Genomic DNA, 15,691 nt, shown 5'->3' on the forward strand with positions numbered 1-15,691 from the left:
CGTGACCGATCCCACCGGAGCGGTCACGCCGGAAGCGATTCCGGGCTCGCCCTTCCTCACGCTGCCGGGTGCCGTCGAACAGGCGGACGCCGTCGACCACGGCGTCCCCTCCCATTACGGCAGCCCGAACATCGAGCAGCGCCTCATCGCCAGCGGGAAGGCGATCGTCGACCTGTCGAACCGTGGCATCGTGACGGTCACCGGCCCTGATCGGCTGAGCTGGCTCAACTCCATCACGAGCCAGGAGCTGCGGTCGCTGTCCGCCGGCATCTCCACGGAGACCCTCTTCCTCGACCAGAGCGGCCGGATCGAGCACGCGGTCAAGCTGCTCGACGACGGGACGACCACGTGGCTCGTCACCGAGGCCGACGATGCTGCGCCCCTCCACGCCTGGCTCGATCGGATGCGGTTCATGCTGCGCGTCGAGGTGGCCATCGTGACCGAGCGGTACGCCGTGATCGGTGCGGCGGCGGGTCTCACGGTCGAGGCCGCGGAGCCGAACGGCATGCCGCTCGTCTGGCACGATCCGTGGTCCGAGGTCGCGGTCGGCGGGCATCAGTACGCGACGGGTGAGCACCCGGGTGCAGCGTGGACGTGGACCGAGACGATCGTCGCGCGCGAGCAGCTCGAGTCGCTCGTGCAGCAGATCCGCGTGGGGGCGTTCTCCGCCGCGGGTTCGTTGGCCGCAGAAGCCCTGCGCATCGCCGCGTGGCGCCCGCGGTTGCAGTCCGAGGTCGACGAACGGAGCATCCCGCACGAGCTCGACTGGCTGCGCTCTGCCGTCCACTTGAACAAGGGCTGCTATCGCGGTCAGGAGACGGTCGCCAAGGTGCACAACCTCGGGCATCCGCCGCGGCGTCTCGTCATGCTCCTCCTCGACGGCTCCGACGCGGTGCTGCCACCGGCCGGTTCGAACGTGGTGCTCGTCGGCGACGGCGACGACGCGACCCGGAAACCCGTCGGACGCATCACCTCGAGCGCGATCCACCACGAGTTGGGCCCGGTGGCGTTGGCGATCGTCAAGCGCTCCGCGGATCCGGCGGCCGTGCTGACGGTGGAGGCCGACGGCATCGACGTCGCGGCGTCGCAGGAGATCGTCGTGCCGGCGGATGCCGGGGCCACGGCGAACGTGCCGCGGCTGCCGCGACTCGGCGCCGTCCGGCGCTGACACCGGTGGGGAGCGACGGCGCCTCTGACCCGGGCGTACGGATCGACCGATGGACCGCCGCGGTTCGTCGCCGCATCGCACTCGGCGACGCCTGGCATCGTCTCGTCGGATCCGTGCCGGCGGTGCTGCAGGTCAGCGCCACGGCGATCGGTGCATACGCGTTCTCCCACTACGTGCTCGGGCACGCCGTGCCACTCCTCGCCTTGACCGTGACGATCTCGAGTCTCGGGTTCGTTCGCGACGCCCGCCCGATCCGGGTCCTCGAGACGGCCGTCGGGATGAGCGTCGGGATCGCGCTGGCCGAGATCCTGCTCCTCGGCTTCGGTCAGGGGACATGGCAACTCGCGGTCGCGCTCGTGCTCACATTGCTCGTCGCCCGGTTCCTGTCGCCGGCGGCGTCGTTCGCGATCGCGGCGGCGGTGCAGTCCGTCCTCGTCATGCTCCTGCCCGTGCCTGACGGCGGCCCGTTCGTGCGCACCCTCGACGGACTGATCGGCGGGGTCTTCGCCCTGCTCGCGACCGCGCTCATCCCGCGCGACCCGCGCCGGAGTGCTCGCCGTGACGGCCAGCGGCTCATCGACGAACACGTCCGGACCCTCGCCTCGCTCGTCGCCGCCCTCCGTCTCGGCGACCTCGAGGAGGCGGACCGCGCGCTCGCACGGGCGAGGGCCACCCAGCCGGCCCTGGACGCGTGGCGCGGAACCCTCGACTCAGGACTCGCCATCGCGCGCATCTCGCCGTTCCTCCGCAAGGCGGTGTTCGACCTGGAACGGCAGCGGACCATGCTCGACGGCATGGACCTCGCGACCCGCAACCTCCGGGTGATCGCCCGGCGCATCGACTACGTGTCGCGCGACGCCACGAGCCGTCCCGAGCTCGCCGACCTGCTCGCGCGCACCTCCGTCGCGCTCGGCATCCTGTCGCAGTCGATCGGTGACATCGCCCAGCAGCCGGTCGCGAGGCAGTCCCTGCTGGAGATCGCGAAGCACCTCGAGCCGGTCGTCGTCCTCCCCGACGCCTCGGTCTCCGAGCAGGCGCTCGTGCTCGTGCTCCGGCCGTACCTCGTCGACCTGCTCACGGCGACGGGGCTGCCGACGCCGGAGGCGCAGGCGGCGCTGCCCTCGCTCTGACGGCTGCGTTCCCCGACACTCAGTCCGTCGGGGAGGGATTCGGGGCGACAGCCGACCACGGCAGTGTCAGCTCGCCGAGGCGCCAGCGGCTGCGGCCGGCCAGCACCGGCCACCCGCTGTCCCGGAGCGTCCCGACGGTCGCCAACCAGCGCTGGACCGGGCTGTAGACCGCCAGGGGTGCGTGCATCCGCCAGGCGCGGTCGAGGTCCGTCATGAGCGCATGGACCCGTTCGCCCGGTACGTTGTGGTGGATCAGCGCCTTCGGCAGTCGTTCGGCCACGATGGACGGCACCTCGAGGTCGGCGAGTCGCAGACTGATGGAGAACGACTCAGCACGCCCCTGGTCGTCGAGCGCGATCCAGCTGGACACCCGTCCGATCTCGTCGCACGTCCCTTCGACGAGCACACCGCCGGGCTGCAGCCGCGACGCCATGAGGCGCCAGGCCCCCGCGACCGCGACTTCGTCGTACTGCCGGAGCACGTTGAACGCCCGGATCACCGTGGGGCGGTCGTCGCCGGTCGGCACCTCGAACCCGCCGCGCGCAAAGGAGACCGCAGCCGTCGGCATGAACCGGGTCGTGCCCGCTCGCACCTGCCGCAGCTGCGCATCAGCGGTGCGGACGCGCCCCGGCTCGATCTCGAATCCGATGACCCGTACGTCGGGTCGTACGGCGAGCAGTCGGTCGTGCAGTTCGAACGCCGTGACGCCGCTCGCGCCGTAGCCGAGGTCCACTACCAGCGGGTTCGTCGTCCGTCTGAGCGAGGGGTGGATCGCGATCCAGCGGTCCACCCGCCGGAGCCGGTTCGTACCCGTCGTCCCGCGGGTGATCGATCCGACGGGCATGGACCCATTCTCCCTCACGGAGCGGGGTCATCGTCCACCTCGCGGTCATGCGCCGTCGGTATGCTGGGGGCATGCCTGAGACTTACACCCTCGTCCTGCTGCGCCACGGCAACAGCGACTGGAATCAGAAGAACCTGTTCACCGGTTGGGTCGACGTCCGACTCAGCGAACTCGGCGTCACCGAGGCCAAGCGTGCGGGCGAGCTGCTCGCCGACTCCGGCATCACCCCGGACGTGCTGTACACCTCGGTCCTCTCCCGCGCGATCCAGACGGCGAACCTCGCCCTCGAGACCGCCGACCGCATGTGGATCCCGGTCAAGCGCAGCTGGCGCCTCAACGAGCGTCACTACGGAGCGCTGCAGGGCAAGGACAAGGCGCAGACGCTCGCCGAGTACGGTCCGGAGCAGTTCCAGACCTGGCGTCGTTCCTTCGACGTGCCGCCGCCGCCGATCGCCGATGACGACGAGTGGTCGCAGGCCGACGACCCCCGGTATGTCGGGATCGACGGCGAACTGCCCCGCACCGAGTGCCTGAAGGACGTCATCGACCGGATGCTGCCCTACTGGGAGTCCGACATCACGGTCGACCTGGCTGCCGGCAAGACCGTCCTCGTGACGGCGCACGGCAACTCGCTCCGCGCCCTCGTGAAGCACCTCGACGACATCTCGGACGACGAGATCGCCGAGCTGAACATCCCCACCGGTATCCCGCTCGTGTACGAGCTCGACGCGGACTTCCGTCCGGTCGCCCCGGCTCGCTACCTCGATCCCGAGGCCGCGGCAGCAGGCGCCGCCGCCGTCGCGGCGCAGGGGAAGAAGTAGCGGAAACCCCACCAAACCACCACCCCGGTCGGGAGCACGGCTTGGCGACATCGTCGCCGAACGTCCTCCTGACCGGGGTTTTCCATGTCGAAAAAAAGGGGTTGAACCGCCTCGGGGTTGGGCGTACAGTGACTGCACTGTAACCCGATTGGGGGGATACGCATGGAGCAGTCGACCGACGGCACCCGTTTCCCCCTGTGGCGCGCCCTGGCGCTCGGTGGCTTCGCCGCCGCGGCGTTCACGGCGATAGCCCTCTTCGGGTCGCCGTCCTCCGCGCATGCCGACGACGGTGCCACCGATCCGTCGCTCTTGGGCGCGGTGACCGAGGTCGTCGGCTCGCTCGAACACCCCGTCAGTGCTGTCGTCGAGGTCGTCGACGTCGTCGACACCACCGTGCTCGAACCGGTGGTCGACGTCGTCGACGAGACCGTCGCAGCGGTACCGGTCGTGAACGACGTCGTCGAGGAGACCGTCGGCACAGCACCCGTCGCCGCGATCGTCGATCCGGTCGTGCAAACGGTCGACCAGACGCTGACCGGCGTCGCCGATGTCGTCGCCGCGGTCCCGGTCCCCAGCACGCCGATCATCGATCCGGACGTCCCAGCGCTTCCGCAGGGCCCGGCAGAGGACGTGTCGGCCACCGACTCGACCGCCGTCGGCGCGATCCTCCCGACCACCATCCTCGGACCGCCGTCCGTCCAGCAGGACGACTCGACGATCGTGTCGGGCGGCCAGGATCGCGAAGACACGTCGTTCACCACGGCCGTGCCCGCCGCCGTCGGATCGTCCAGCCTCCCCGCCACCCCTGCGGACCTTCCGCTGCTGCCGGACGCCGACGGCCGCTGGGCCGTCACGCCGAGTGGCTCCGGGTCCTCCGGCTCCGGTGGTGCCGTCGGCGGTCCCGCAGCAGCCGAACAATCGAGCTCCGTCATCCTCCCTGCGCCCGGCGACGACCGTCGCGGACCCGCGCGAGACGAAGACCTCCCGGCTTCACCCACGTTCCCCTCCGATACCTCTCCTGACTGACCCGGACCACTCTGCCGTTCGCGGCGGAGGCCCGCCCACTGGGCGGTTCAACGGTCCGAAGCCTCCCGACCACGGGAGCACATCAGTCACTCTGCAAGGAGCAGGAATCATGAATTCGTATGTCAAGAAAGGCCTCTACTGTGGCCTGTTCGTCGCGGGACTCACGTTCCTCGGCGCTACGGCGGCCAACGCCGACACGTCCGGGGACGACAGCATCCTCGGCGGAACCCTCGTCGACGTGGTCCTCGAGGCCCCCGTCGAGATCGTCGACACCGCGGTGAGCGTCGTCGGTGATTCGTCGGCGACGTCCGCACCGGAGGCGGCACCGGCGCCTGAGCCGGAACCCGCACCAGCACCGGAGCCCGCACCGGTACCCGAGCCCGCGCCGGAGCCGGCCCCGGCCGCCACCACCAGTGGTGACGACAGTGTCGCGGGCGGGAACCAGGTCCAGCTGCCCGTCTCCATCCCGGTGACGGTCGAGGACAACGCGATCTCGATCATCGGCGATGCCGAGCAGTCGGGTTCGACGTCCGGACCGGCGGCGGGGGAGTCCGCCTCGCCGGTCACCGACGAGGCCACCACGTCCGGTGACGACAGTGTCGCCGGTGGGAACCAGGTGTCTCCGGTGGTGACCGTTCCGGTCACGGTCGGTGGGAACGCCATCTCGCTGTTCGGTGATTCGAGCAGTGAGCAGGCGGGTGAGCCTGCCACGTCGGGTGGTGCGGCTGTTCCGGCGGCGCCGTCGACGACCACCGGTGACGACAGTGTCGCCGGTGGGAACCAGGTGTCTCCGGTGGTGACCGTTCCGGTCACGGTCGGTGGGAACGCCATCTCGCTGTTCGGTGATTCGAGCAGTGAGCAGGCGGGTGAGCCTGCCACGTCGGGTGGTGCGGCTGTTCCGGCGGCGCCGTCGACGACCACCGGTGACGACAGTGTCGCCGGTGGGAACCAGGTGTCTCCGGTGGTGACCGTTCCGGTCACGGTCGGTGGGAACGCCATCTCGCTGTTCGGTGATTCGAGCAGTGAGCAGGCGGGTGAGCCTGCCACGTCGGGTGGTGCGGCTGTTCCGGCGGCGCCGTCGACCACGACCGGTGACGACAGTGTCGCCGGTGGCAACCAGGTCCTCGGCGACATCGGGCTCCCGATCTCCGTGGTGGGCAACGCCGTCAGCGTGATCGGCGACTCCGAGTCGACGGGCACCTCGGCCTCCGCTCCGGTATCGTCCGGTGGAGGCACGTCGACCACCGGTGGTGACGACAGCCTCGGCGGTGGGAACCAGATCGACCTCGGCCTGGAGCTGCCGATCACGATCGGCGGCAACGCGATCTCCGTGATCGGGGACAGCGAGACCGCAGGTCCCGGGACGATCGATCCCACCACTCCGGTGGACCCGACCGACCCTACGGACCCCACGGACCCGACCGACCCGACGGACCCCACCACCCCGGTGACCCCCGTCGTGCCGACGGTCCCCGCCACGGTGATCACCACCGGGACGGCGGCGTCCTCGACCGGCTCGGACACCACGGCCTCGGCCGCACGTTCAGCTGAGCCGACGCTCGCCGACACCGGCAGCGCTGCGGGCCAGCTCCTGCCGCTCGCCGGCCTCGCCACGGTCCTCGGCCTCCTGCTCCTGGCAGGCGGCGCGATCACCCGTCGTCGGATGAGCTAGTCCCGCACGAACGGACGAGCGGTGCCGACCCGGTCTCGGGTCGACACCGCTCGTCGGGGTGTCCGGGATCAGCTGGTCAGTGGTGCACCGGCGTGGTCGCCTCGGGGATCCAGTCGCCGGTCGCGAGGTACTGGACCTTCTTGGCGATGGATACGGCGTGGTCGGCGAAGCGCTCGTGGTACCGGGAAGCGAGGGTGGCGTCGACGGTCGCGACGGGCTCACCCTTCCAGGTGTCGCCGAGGACCTTCTCGAAGACGCTGGCGTGCAGCTCGTCGACGTCGTCGTCGTCGTTGCGGATCTCGTCGGCGATGCGCGGGTCCTGGGTGCGCAGCAGTTCGGTCAGTTTGCGGGCGATCGAGACGTCGAGTCGACCCATCTCGGCGAAGGTGGTCCGCAGGCCCTTCGGCACCGCCTTGTCGGGGAAGCGGTACCGCGACAGCTGGGCGATGTGCTCGGCCATGTCGCCCATGCGCTCGAGCGACGCGCTGATCCGAAGCGCGCTCACGACGATGCGCAGGTCGCGCGCGACCGGCTGCTGACGGGCGAGGATGTCGATGGCGAGCTCGTCGAGTTCGATCGCGAGCTGGTCGATGCGGTTGTCGTTGGCGATGACCTCCTCGGCGACCGCGACGTCCGAGTTGCCGAAGGACTGCGTCGCCTTCTCGATGGAGATCGTGACGAGTTCGGCGATCTCGACCAGGCGATCCTGGACCTCTCGCAGTGACTGCTGGAATACCTCGCGCATGGCTCTGGGTGCCGTCCTTCCGTGACCTGGCGGTGGGCAGGCAGACGCCCGCTCCGCCGATGATGCCGAACCAAGGTTAACAGTTGGGGCCACAAGCGTGAACAGTCGTCGAAGTGGCGGGGTATTCGCGAGTTCGCCGTTCGGCGGACTGAGTAACGTAGTACCCATGGACACCATGTGGTTGGTGCTGATCGCCCTGGCACTCGGCCTCATCGTCGGAGGCGGTTTCGTCGCCCTCATCACCCTCGCCTTCCGCCGCGGAGAGCGCGCCGCGACGGTCGTCAACCCGGTCGTCCCAGACGGGGTCGACCAGGTGCTCGAAGCCCTCGACAGCGCGGGCATCGTCGTCGACCCGTCCAACAACGTGCTGAAGGCCTCCCCGGGGGCGTTCGCGCTCGGGCTGGTGCGCGACCGCGTGCTCGACAACCAGGAGCTCATCGACCTCGCGCTCGAGGTCCGACGCACCGGCGAAGCCGTCACGAGCGATTTGGAACTCGCGCTCGGGCGCTTCGGCGAGGCCACCCGCCACCTGCGCGTGCGGGCGGCGCCGCTCGGGTCTCGCTTCATCCTCCTCCTGGCCGAGGACCACACGGAGGCGCGTCGACTCGACGAGGTCCGCCGGGACTTCATCGCGAACATCAGCCACGAGTTGAAGACGCCGATCGGCGCCATCGGGCTCCTCTCGGAAGCGCTCGACACGGCGGCCGACGACCCGGAACGGGTGAAGCGGTTCGCCAGCCGGCTCTCGACCGAATCACAGCGACTCACCCGGATGACGGCCGAGATCATCGACCTCTCGCGGTTGCAGGCGGCCGACGCCCTCCATCAGCCGGAACTCGTCCGCCTCGATCGGGTCATCGCCGCGGCGGTGGACCAGAACCGTGTGCCGGCCGAGGCGACCGGGGTGGCGCTCTCCCTCAAAGGCGGTAAGAACCTCGAGGTGTACGGTGACGAGGCCATGCTCGTCGTCGCCGTGCACAACCTCATCTCGAACGCCATCCACTACTCGCCCACCGGCGCACACGTGGGTGTCGGCGTCCGCGCGGTCGACGACGTCGTCGAGATCGCCGTCACCGATCAGGGCGTCGGGATCGCCGAAGAGGACCGCGACCGGGTCTTCGAACGGTTCTTCCGCGTCGACCAGGCGCGGTCCCGCCACACGGGCGGCACCGGCCTGGGCCTCAGCATCGTCAAGCACACCGTCCAGAACCACGGCGGCGAGGTGAAGGTCTGGTCGCAGCTGGGCCGTGGCTCGACGTTCACCATCCGCCTTCCCAGAGCAACGACCCCGCCGGAGGACCTGTCCACCGGCACGGCAAGGAGTACCCCGTGACCCGCATCCTGCTCGTCGAAGACGAAGCGTCTCTGAGTGAACCACTGAGCTACCTGCTCGAACGGGAGGGGTACGAGGTCGAGGTGGCGGAGGACGGTCCCTCGGCGGTCCAGGCCTTCACGGCTCGCGGCGCTGACCTCGTGTTGCTCGACCTCATGCTCCCCGGCATCCCCGGGACGGAGGTCTGCCGTCAGATCCGCGCGGTCTCGAGCACGCCGATCATCATGCTGACCGCGAAGGACTCCGAAGTCGACATCGTCGTCGGGCTCGAGCTGGGCGCCGACGACTACGTCACGAAGCCCTACTCGACCCGCGAGCTCCTCGCGCGGATCAGGGCGGTGCTGCGACGCCGGGTCGAGGCGGACCAGGCGCAGGAGGAGGTGCTGCTCGAGGCCGGCACGGTCCGGATGGACACCGAGCGTCATGTCGTCGAGGTCAACGGGGCACCGATCCCGATGCCGCTCAAGGAGTACGAGCTGCTCGAGCTGCTCCTCCGGAACGCCGGACGGGTTCTCACCCGTGGTCAGTTGATCGATCGGGTGTGGGGGAGCGACTATTACGGCGACACCAAGACGCTGGACGTCCACATCAAGCGCATCCGTTCCCGGATCGAGGCGAACCCCTCGGAACCGGTGATGCTCGTCACCGTGCGTGGGCTCGGGTACCGCTTCGAGGCCTGACGCAGGTCCAGGACGGACGAACGCCCCGCACCTCCGGAGGGGGGTGCGGGGCGTTCGGTCGTGTGGGGCGACGGAGCGTTATTCGGTCGGCTCCGTGGTGGGCGTCGCGAGCGGCGTCGGCGTCTCGGTGGGCTCATCCGTCGGCAGTGGCGTCGGGACGAGCGTGGAGTACTCGAGCAGCTCACCGGTGAGGACCGGCACACTCGCCGTGGCGCCCGTCTCGTCGCCGTACTGGAAGAAGACGTCCACGATCGCTCCGGGCTGGACGCCGAGGGACTCGATGCGCAGGGGGTCATTGGCTCCCGAGCCGTCGAACGTCGTCAGGCCGGGCTCCGCGAGGACCTGGAACTGCTCGTCCTTGCCCTCGATCTCGATGAGCACCGTGTGGGCGCGGTCGTCGCGGTTCGCGACGCTGAAGACGAGGTTGCCGGTCTCGCCGTCGTCGGAGACGACGATGGCGTTGCGGACGGCCACCGAGCCGACGGTGACACCGACGCCGTCCGAGGCGTCGTACTGCTTCAGGGTCGCCTGCGGCGCGATGAGGTTGCAACCGCTCATGCCGAGTGCGACAGCACCCGCGACGACGATGGAAGCGATGAGACGCGCCTTCACAGAACCCTCCAAGATGTGGTGGCCCCGGGCGCAGACGAGTGACAGGTGTCCCGGGATCCGGATTCGAGTCTAGCCCACGGCCGCGAAGGGGCGTGGCCGGGTCGTCGACCCGTGATCGATCGGTTCACCACCCGGTCCGCTGGGCACCCGGTACCCGGCTCTGATCAGGGGTCCCGTGGTATTCTGGGAGACGCTGAAGGGACCGAGACCCATGATCTTCGAAGTTGGCGAGACCGTCGTCTACCCGCACCATGGCGCCGCGACCATCACCGAGGTGAAGACCCGGATCATCAAGGGCGAGGAGAAGCTCTACCTGAAGCTCCGCGTCACCCAGGGCGACCTCATGATCGAGGTCCCGGCCGAGAACGTCGACCTGGTCGGGGTGCGCGACGTCATCGGACGCGAGGGGGTAGACCGCGTGTTCGACGTACTCCGTGCGCCGTTCACCGAGGAGCCGACGAACTGGTCCCGCCGCTACAAGGCGAACCTCGAGAAGCTGGCCTCGGGCGACGTCATCAAGGTCTCCGAGGTGGTCCGCGACCTGTGGCGTCGCGACCAGGACCGAGGGCTCTCAGCAGGAGAGAAGCGGATGCTCGCGAAGGCCCGCCAGATCCTGGTCTCTGAACTGGCACTGGCGGAGCAGACCGACGAGGAGCAGGCGTCGTCCGTCCTCGATGAGGTCCTCGCCTCCTGAGCCGACCGTCCGTTCGGGCTGGGCGCCCGAGAAGTAGGCTCGTGGCATGACTGCGATCGACGAACCGGGTGCCGTTGCCGACCCCTCCCTGGACGGCCCGGCCGTCGGCGTGATCGTCGTGGCGGCGGGCAGTGGGACGCGCCTCGGTGCCGGGATCCCCAAGGCGTTCGTGTCGCTCGCCGGCAGCACCGTGCTCGAACACGCGCTCGCCCCGGTCTTCCGCCTGCGCGACGCGGTCCAGGTCGTCGTCGTGGTCCCCGCGGATCGCGTCGGTGAGGCTGAGACGATCGGTCGTCGCGCGGCGGGGAAGGCGGCCGACCACCTCCGTGTCGTCGCGGGAGGCGACACGAGACAGTCCTCCGTCCTCGCCGGACTCGCCGCCCTGTGGCCGGGAGTCCGCACGGTGCTCGTCCACGACGCCGCACGGGCACTCACCCCGACCGACCAGTTCGAACGGGTGATCGACGCCGCGGAGCGGACGGGGTGGGGCATCGTGCCGGGGCTCGCGGTGACCGACACGATCAAGCGGGTCGACGCGAGCGACCTCGTCGAGCAGACCGTGGATCGGGCCGCCCTCCGAGCCGTCCAGACACCGCAGGCGTTCCCGCGTGATGCCCTCGTCGCGGCCTTCCGCGTCGCCGAAGACCGCCTGGCAGCGGCCACCGACGATGCGGCGCTCTACGCGGACGCCGGACACCCCGTGCTCACCGTGGGCGGCTCGGAGGCGGCGTTCAAGATCACGACCCCGTGGGACGCCCAGCGTGCGGAGCGACTTCTGGCGGACCGGGAGCGGGACCGGGAGCACGAGGTGGGCGCACGGACGACCACCTCGATCAGGACCGGCATCGGCATCGACGTCCACGCCTTCGCCGACGACGGCGAGCTGAGCCTCGCCGGCCTCAGCTGGCCGGGGGAACGGCCGCTGGCCGGACACAGCGACGGGGATGCGGTCGCCCACGCCATCGTCGACGCCCTGCTGTCCGCTGCCGGCCTCGGCGACATCGGCTCCATGTTCGGCACCGACGACCCCCGCTTCGCCGGGGCGAGCGGCGAGGTCTTCCTGCGGGCGGCGGTCGAACGGCTGCACGCTGCGGGCTTCGTCGTCGTCAACGTCGCGGTGCAGCTCGTCGGCAACCGCCCGCGGTTCGCGCCGCGTCGGGCGGAGGCGGAGGGCGTGCTGAGCGCGCTGGTCCACGGACCGGTCAGCGTCGCGGCGACGACCACGGATGCGCTCGGGTTCACCGGCCGCGGCGAGGGCGTCACGGCCATCGCCACCGCCCTCGTCGAGCGCCGCTGACGAGGGCGGTCCTCAGTCGGCGGACGTGCGCTCGTCGACCGATGCACCGAGCCCGAGGAACCGCCCGTATTCGCCGGCAGCTCGTCGGAACCCCGCCTGCACCCGCTGCGACAGCGGTTGGAACGGTGTCGGGGTGACGACCACGCCGGTCGCACTCGTCCGTCGGCGCCAGGTGCCGACGACGCGCCCGTCGACGGTGATCATCGGGAGGAAGATGCCGTTCGAGCCGGGCACGATGCGGTCTGCGAACGCCGCCGGGAGCGTCAACTCGCGGTCGCGGTAGCCGAGGAGCAGCTCGTCGAATCCGGGCAGCGCGAGCACCCGCGGTGGTCGTGGAGCAGCTGAAGGTCCGATGCCCTCGGCGGTCGACCAGCGGGTGACCCCGTCGCGCGACTCTGAGACCAGCCGTCCGGCGGCGACCTCGACGCCGCGTTTCGCCTGGGTGACGGTGAGCTTCGACCACCAGGTGAGGTCGGCGATCGTCGACGGGCCGTGGCCGGTGAGATACCGGACGATGAACTCCCCGAGCGCCTCGTCGGCCTCGAGTACCCGCGGGGCACGGATCCACTCCTCGCTCAGGACGAGTGCCTGTTGTCGTCCAGCGGGCGGTCCCCAGCAGACCACGCCCGACATCGCGAGTTCCATGATGAGGTGTGAGCCTCGTTGTCCGTCGATCGGGATCCCGGCGTCGGTGTGGGCCGTCAGCAGCGCATCCCTCGTCACGCGCCGATGCCCGCTGAGCAGTCGCTCGGTGAGCGCACGCGAGCGCGAGAAGGTCTCGGCGTCCAGCCCGAGCTGACGGTGTCTGGCCGCGATCGTCGAGCGGACCCGCGGGACACCGAGTCCGAGCAGCCACCCGAGGTCCTCGGCGGCGACGAGATGCAGGGTGCCGCGCATCGGCCAGGACCGGACGATCGAACCGTCCTCGAGCGCCGTGAGCACCTCTGCCATCGTCGTGCCGCTCGACCTGACGCCGACCGCCCACAGCGACGAAGCGAGGTCCTGGGCCTGGACCGCGAGCAGCTGCGAGACCACAGCCGTGGGGGAGTGGTGATCGCTTCCGGCGAGAAGCTGTGCCGCGAGTCGCGCGCGAAGAACCTGCTGGTCGTCGCGTCCCGTGGTCATGGGACCATCATGCCCCGACGACGGCGGCTAGTCTGGTCTCGTGGCCCTCCGACTCTACGACTCGAAAACGCAGTCCCTCCGGGACTTCGTGCCGCTCCGCGAAGCCGAGGCGGGGCTGTACGTCTGCGGACCGACCGTGCAGTCCTCTCCGCACATCGGGCACCTGCGCAGCGCGCTCGTCTACGACCAGCTGCGACGCTGGCTGACGTCCTCCGGGCTCCGAGTCACACTCGTCCGCAACGTCACCGACATCGATGACAAGATCCTCGCGAACGCCGCCGCCGGCGTCGAGGGCGGCTTCGCCCAGCCCGGCGAGGAGTGGTGGGCGCTCGCCTACCGGTACGAACTCGAGTTCACGGCCGCCTACCGCGCCCTGGGCATCCTGCCGCCGAGCTACGAGCCACGCGCGACGGCGAGCATCCCGGAGATGCAGGAGCTCATCGAGCGGCTCATCGACGCCGGGCACGCGTACCCGGCCCCCGACGACTCCGGCGACGTCTACTTCGACACCGCCTCATGGAGCCGCTACGGCGAACTCACGCGGCAGAGCGCCGAGCACATGGAGGCCGCGACCGACGCCGACCCGCGCGGCAAACGCGATCCCCGCGACTTCGCGCTCTGGAAGGGCACCAAGCCCGGGGAGCCGCGCTCGGCGAGTTGGATGTCTCCGTGGGGCGAGGGACGGCCCGGCTGGCACATCGAGTGCTCGGCGATGTCGACCAAGTACCTCGGCGAGGAGTTCGACATCCACGGCGGCGGACTCGACCTCCGCTTCCCCCACCACGAGAACGAGCTCGCCCAGTCGAGCGCAGCCGGCGACCCCTTCGCCCGGTACTGGTTGCACAACGGGCTGGTCGCCGTCACGGGCGGGCAGAAGATGTCGAAGTCCCTCGGCAACTCCGTCTACGCAGCCGACCTCCTGGCAGCAGCCCGGCCGCTCGTCGTCCGGTACTACCTCGGTGCAGCGCAGTACCGATCGACACTCGAGTTCCATCCGGGCGCACTCGCCGAGGCCGAGGCCGCACTCGGGCGTGTCGAGGGCTTCCTCGATCGTGCCGCCCGCGCCGACCTCCTCACCGAGACGACCACGGCCGCCAGTCGAGCGACGCTCCCGGCCGCCTTCGTCGAGGCGATGGACGACGACCTGAACATCCCCCGCGCGCTCGCCGTGTTGCATGACGCCGTGCGCGTCGGCAACGCCGCCCTCGACGGCGGCGACCTGACGACGGCGCGCGAGCGTGCCGTCGCCGTCCTCGACATGACCCGGGTGCTCGGCATCGACCCGACCGACCCCTCGTGGTCGTCGGGCGCCGACCCCGTCACTCACCGATCCCTGTCCGCACTCGTCGAGCGTCTGCTCGTCGATCGCTCGGACGCCAGGGTCGCCAAGGACTTCGCAGCGGCCGACCGGATCCGCGACGAACTCACAGCGGCTGGGATCACCATCGAAGACACCCCGTCCGGAGCACATTGGAGTATCAGTGGCAAGTAAGCCTTCCCGCCCGACCGGGCCGAAGAAAGCGAAGAAGGGTCCCACCAAGGGCACCGGTGGCCTCGGCCGCAAGGCGCTCGAGGGTCGTGGACCGACCCCCAAGGCCGAGGACCGCGCCTGGCACCCGGCCGGCAAGCGGAAGGCCGCGCAGGAGCGCTACGCGGCCGCCGGCGGCACCGGCAAGCCGAAACAGGCGGCCGGCCAGAACGGACGCCCCTCCACGAACGGCCGGACCAAGCAGAAGTCGGGCGACGAGTCCGAGGTCGTCACGGGCCGCAACTCCGTCCTCGAAGCGCTCCGGGCGAAGATCCCAGCCACCACGCTGTACGTCGCGACCCGCATCGAGATGGACGACCGGGTGAAGGAGGCGCTCAGCATCGCCACCCGACGCGGGATCCCGGTGCTCGAGGTCATGCGTCCGGAGCTCGACCGCATGGCCGGCTTCGACGGCGTGCACCAGGGCCTCGCCATCAAGGTGCCGCCCTACGAGTACGCGCACCCCATGGAGTTGCTCGACCAGGTCATCTCCCGTGGCGAGAACCCGTTGTTCATCGCCCTCGACGGCATCACCGACCCCCGGAACCTGGGTGCGATCATCCGATCGACCGCAGCCTTCGGTGGTCACGGCGTGATCCTGCCGCAGCGCCGGAGCGTGGGCCTCACCGCCTCCGCGTGGAAGACCTCGGCAGGCGCGGCGGCTCGGACGCCGGTCGCGATGGCCGCCAACCTCACCCAGACGCTCAAAGCGTTCAAGGAGCGCGGTGTCTTCGTGATCGGCCTCGACGGCGACGGCGACGTCTCCCTCCCGGGGCTCGAACTCGCCGATCAGCCGATCCTCGTGGTCGTCGGCAGCGAGGGCAAGGGCCTGTCCCGCCTCGTCACCGAGACCTGCGACGCGGTCGTGTCGATCCCGATCTCGGCCTCGACCGAATCGCTCAACGCCGGGATCGCGGCCAGCGTGACGCTGTACGAGATCGCGCGTCGCCGGAACGCCGAGTAGGTCACCGGCGCTCGCACCGCACGAACGAGGACAGGCCCTCGGAACGGATCTC

General features: G+C 70.1%; 15 protein-coding genes. 11 read left to right on the forward strand and 4 right to left on the reverse strand.

Translation table 11 applies throughout. The features are described from left to right. The first annotated feature begins 1 nt into the window (after position 1). Positions 2–1,168, forward strand: coding sequence for a YgfZ/GcvT domain-containing protein (locus BWO91_RS06025; protein ID WP_240555699.1), 1,167 nt, complete (start codon positions 2–4; stop codon positions 1,166–1,168). A gap of 5 nt (positions 1,169–1,173) precedes the next feature. Next, positions 1,174–2,298 (forward strand): FUSC family protein, encoded by a 1,125-nt coding sequence (locus BWO91_RS06030; protein ID WP_079001800.1) that lies wholly within the window; start codon positions 1,174–1,176, stop codon positions 2,296–2,298. A gap of 19 nt (positions 2,299–2,317) precedes the next feature. Here BWO91_RS06030 and BWO91_RS06035 read toward each other — a convergent pair whose 3' ends face one another. Next, complete coding sequence (locus BWO91_RS06035; RefSeq protein ID WP_079001802.1) at positions 2,318–3,142, reverse strand: class I SAM-dependent methyltransferase; 825 nt, start codon at positions 3,140–3,142, stop codon at positions 2,318–2,320. Positions 3,143–3,213: 71 nt separating this feature from the next. Here BWO91_RS06035 and BWO91_RS06040 point away from each other — a divergent pair, with 71 nt between their 5' ends. From BWO91_RS06040 to BWO91_RS06050, 3 genes are all read left to right on the forward strand, one after another. After that, the gene (locus BWO91_RS06040) at positions 3,214–3,963 is read left to right on the forward strand and encodes a phosphoglyceromutase (RefSeq protein WP_064296735.1); all 750 of its coding nucleotides are present in this window, start codon (positions 3,214–3,216) and stop codon (positions 3,961–3,963) included. 162 nt (positions 3,964–4,125) lie between these two features. Continuing rightward, positions 4,126–4,989 carry a hypothetical protein gene (locus BWO91_RS19910; protein WP_079001804.1) on the forward strand — a complete coding sequence of 288 codons (864 nt, stop codon included), beginning with the start codon at positions 4,126–4,128 and terminating at the stop codon, positions 4,987–4,989. A 109-nt stretch (positions 4,990–5,098) separates the two neighbouring features. Beyond that, entirely contained in the window at positions 5,099–6,661 is a 1,563-nt protein-coding gene (locus tag BWO91_RS06050) for a chaplin family protein (RefSeq protein WP_079001806.1), read from the forward strand. Positions 6,662–6,737: 76 nt separating this feature from the next. On the opposite strand, the gene phoU is transcribed toward BWO91_RS06050, so the two are convergent. After that, positions 6,738–7,406, reverse strand: a complete 669-nt coding sequence (phoU, locus tag BWO91_RS06055; protein WP_064296372.1) for a phosphate signaling complex protein PhoU — start codon at positions 7,404–7,406, stop codon at positions 6,738–6,740. 166 nt (positions 7,407–7,572) lie between these two features. Between phoU and BWO91_RS06060 the strand changes: the two genes are divergently transcribed. Together BWO91_RS06060 and BWO91_RS06065 are read left to right on the forward strand one after the other, a co-directional pair. Beyond that, complete coding sequence (locus tag BWO91_RS06060; RefSeq protein ID WP_079001808.1) at positions 7,573–8,739, forward strand: sensor histidine kinase; 1,167 nt, start codon at positions 7,573–7,575, stop codon at positions 8,737–8,739. Continuing rightward, positions 8,736–9,419 (forward strand): response regulator transcription factor, encoded by a 684-nt coding sequence (locus BWO91_RS06065; RefSeq protein ID WP_064296370.1) that lies wholly within the window; start codon positions 8,736–8,738, stop codon positions 9,417–9,419. The genes BWO91_RS06060 and BWO91_RS06065 overlap by 4 nt, the downstream gene beginning before the upstream one ends. A 78-nt stretch (positions 9,420–9,497) precedes the next feature. Here the strand turns inward: BWO91_RS06065 and BWO91_RS06070 are convergent, their stop codons facing one another. After that, entirely contained in the window at positions 9,498–10,031 is a 534-nt protein-coding gene (locus tag BWO91_RS06070; protein WP_064296369.1) for a hypothetical protein, read from the reverse strand. Positions 10,032–10,242: 211 nt separating this feature from the next. Between BWO91_RS06070 and BWO91_RS06075 the strand changes: the two genes are divergently transcribed. Beyond that, positions 10,243–10,725: a CarD family transcriptional regulator gene (locus tag BWO91_RS06075; protein ID WP_064296368.1), complete on the forward strand. Its 483-nt coding sequence runs from the start codon at positions 10,243–10,245 to the stop codon at positions 10,723–10,725. A 46-nt stretch (positions 10,726–10,771) separates the two neighbouring features. Continuing rightward, entirely contained in the window at positions 10,772–12,022 is a 1,251-nt protein-coding gene (ispD, locus tag BWO91_RS06080; RefSeq protein WP_079001810.1) for a 2-C-methyl-D-erythritol 4-phosphate cytidylyltransferase, read from the forward strand. A 12-nt stretch (positions 12,023–12,034) separates the two neighbouring features. Here ispD and BWO91_RS06085 read toward each other — a convergent pair whose 3' ends face one another. After that, positions 12,035–13,147 (reverse strand): winged helix DNA-binding domain-containing protein, encoded by a 1,113-nt coding sequence (locus BWO91_RS06085; protein WP_079001812.1) that lies wholly within the window; start codon positions 13,145–13,147, stop codon positions 12,035–12,037. A 40-nt stretch (positions 13,148–13,187) separates the two neighbouring features. On the opposite strand from BWO91_RS06085, the gene cysS reads away from it, so the two are divergent. Together cysS and rlmB are read left to right on the forward strand one after the other, a co-directional pair. Next, entirely contained in the window at positions 13,188–14,639 is a 1,452-nt protein-coding gene (cysS, locus tag BWO91_RS06090) for a cysteine--tRNA ligase (protein ID WP_079001814.1), read from the forward strand. Further along, a complete protein-coding gene (rlmB, locus tag BWO91_RS06095; RefSeq protein WP_079001816.1) occupies positions 14,629–15,639 on the forward strand; it encodes a 23S rRNA (guanosine(2251)-2'-O)-methyltransferase RlmB in 1,011 nt (336 codons plus the stop codon). Before cysS ends, rlmB begins: the two co-directional genes overlap by 11 nt. The last annotated feature ends 52 nt before the right edge of the window (positions 15,640–15,691 follow it).

The sequence above is a fragment of the Plantibacter flavus genome (genome assembly GCF_002024505.1).
GTDB lineage: Bacteria > Actinomycetota > Actinomycetes > Actinomycetales > Microbacteriaceae > Plantibacter > Plantibacter flavus_A.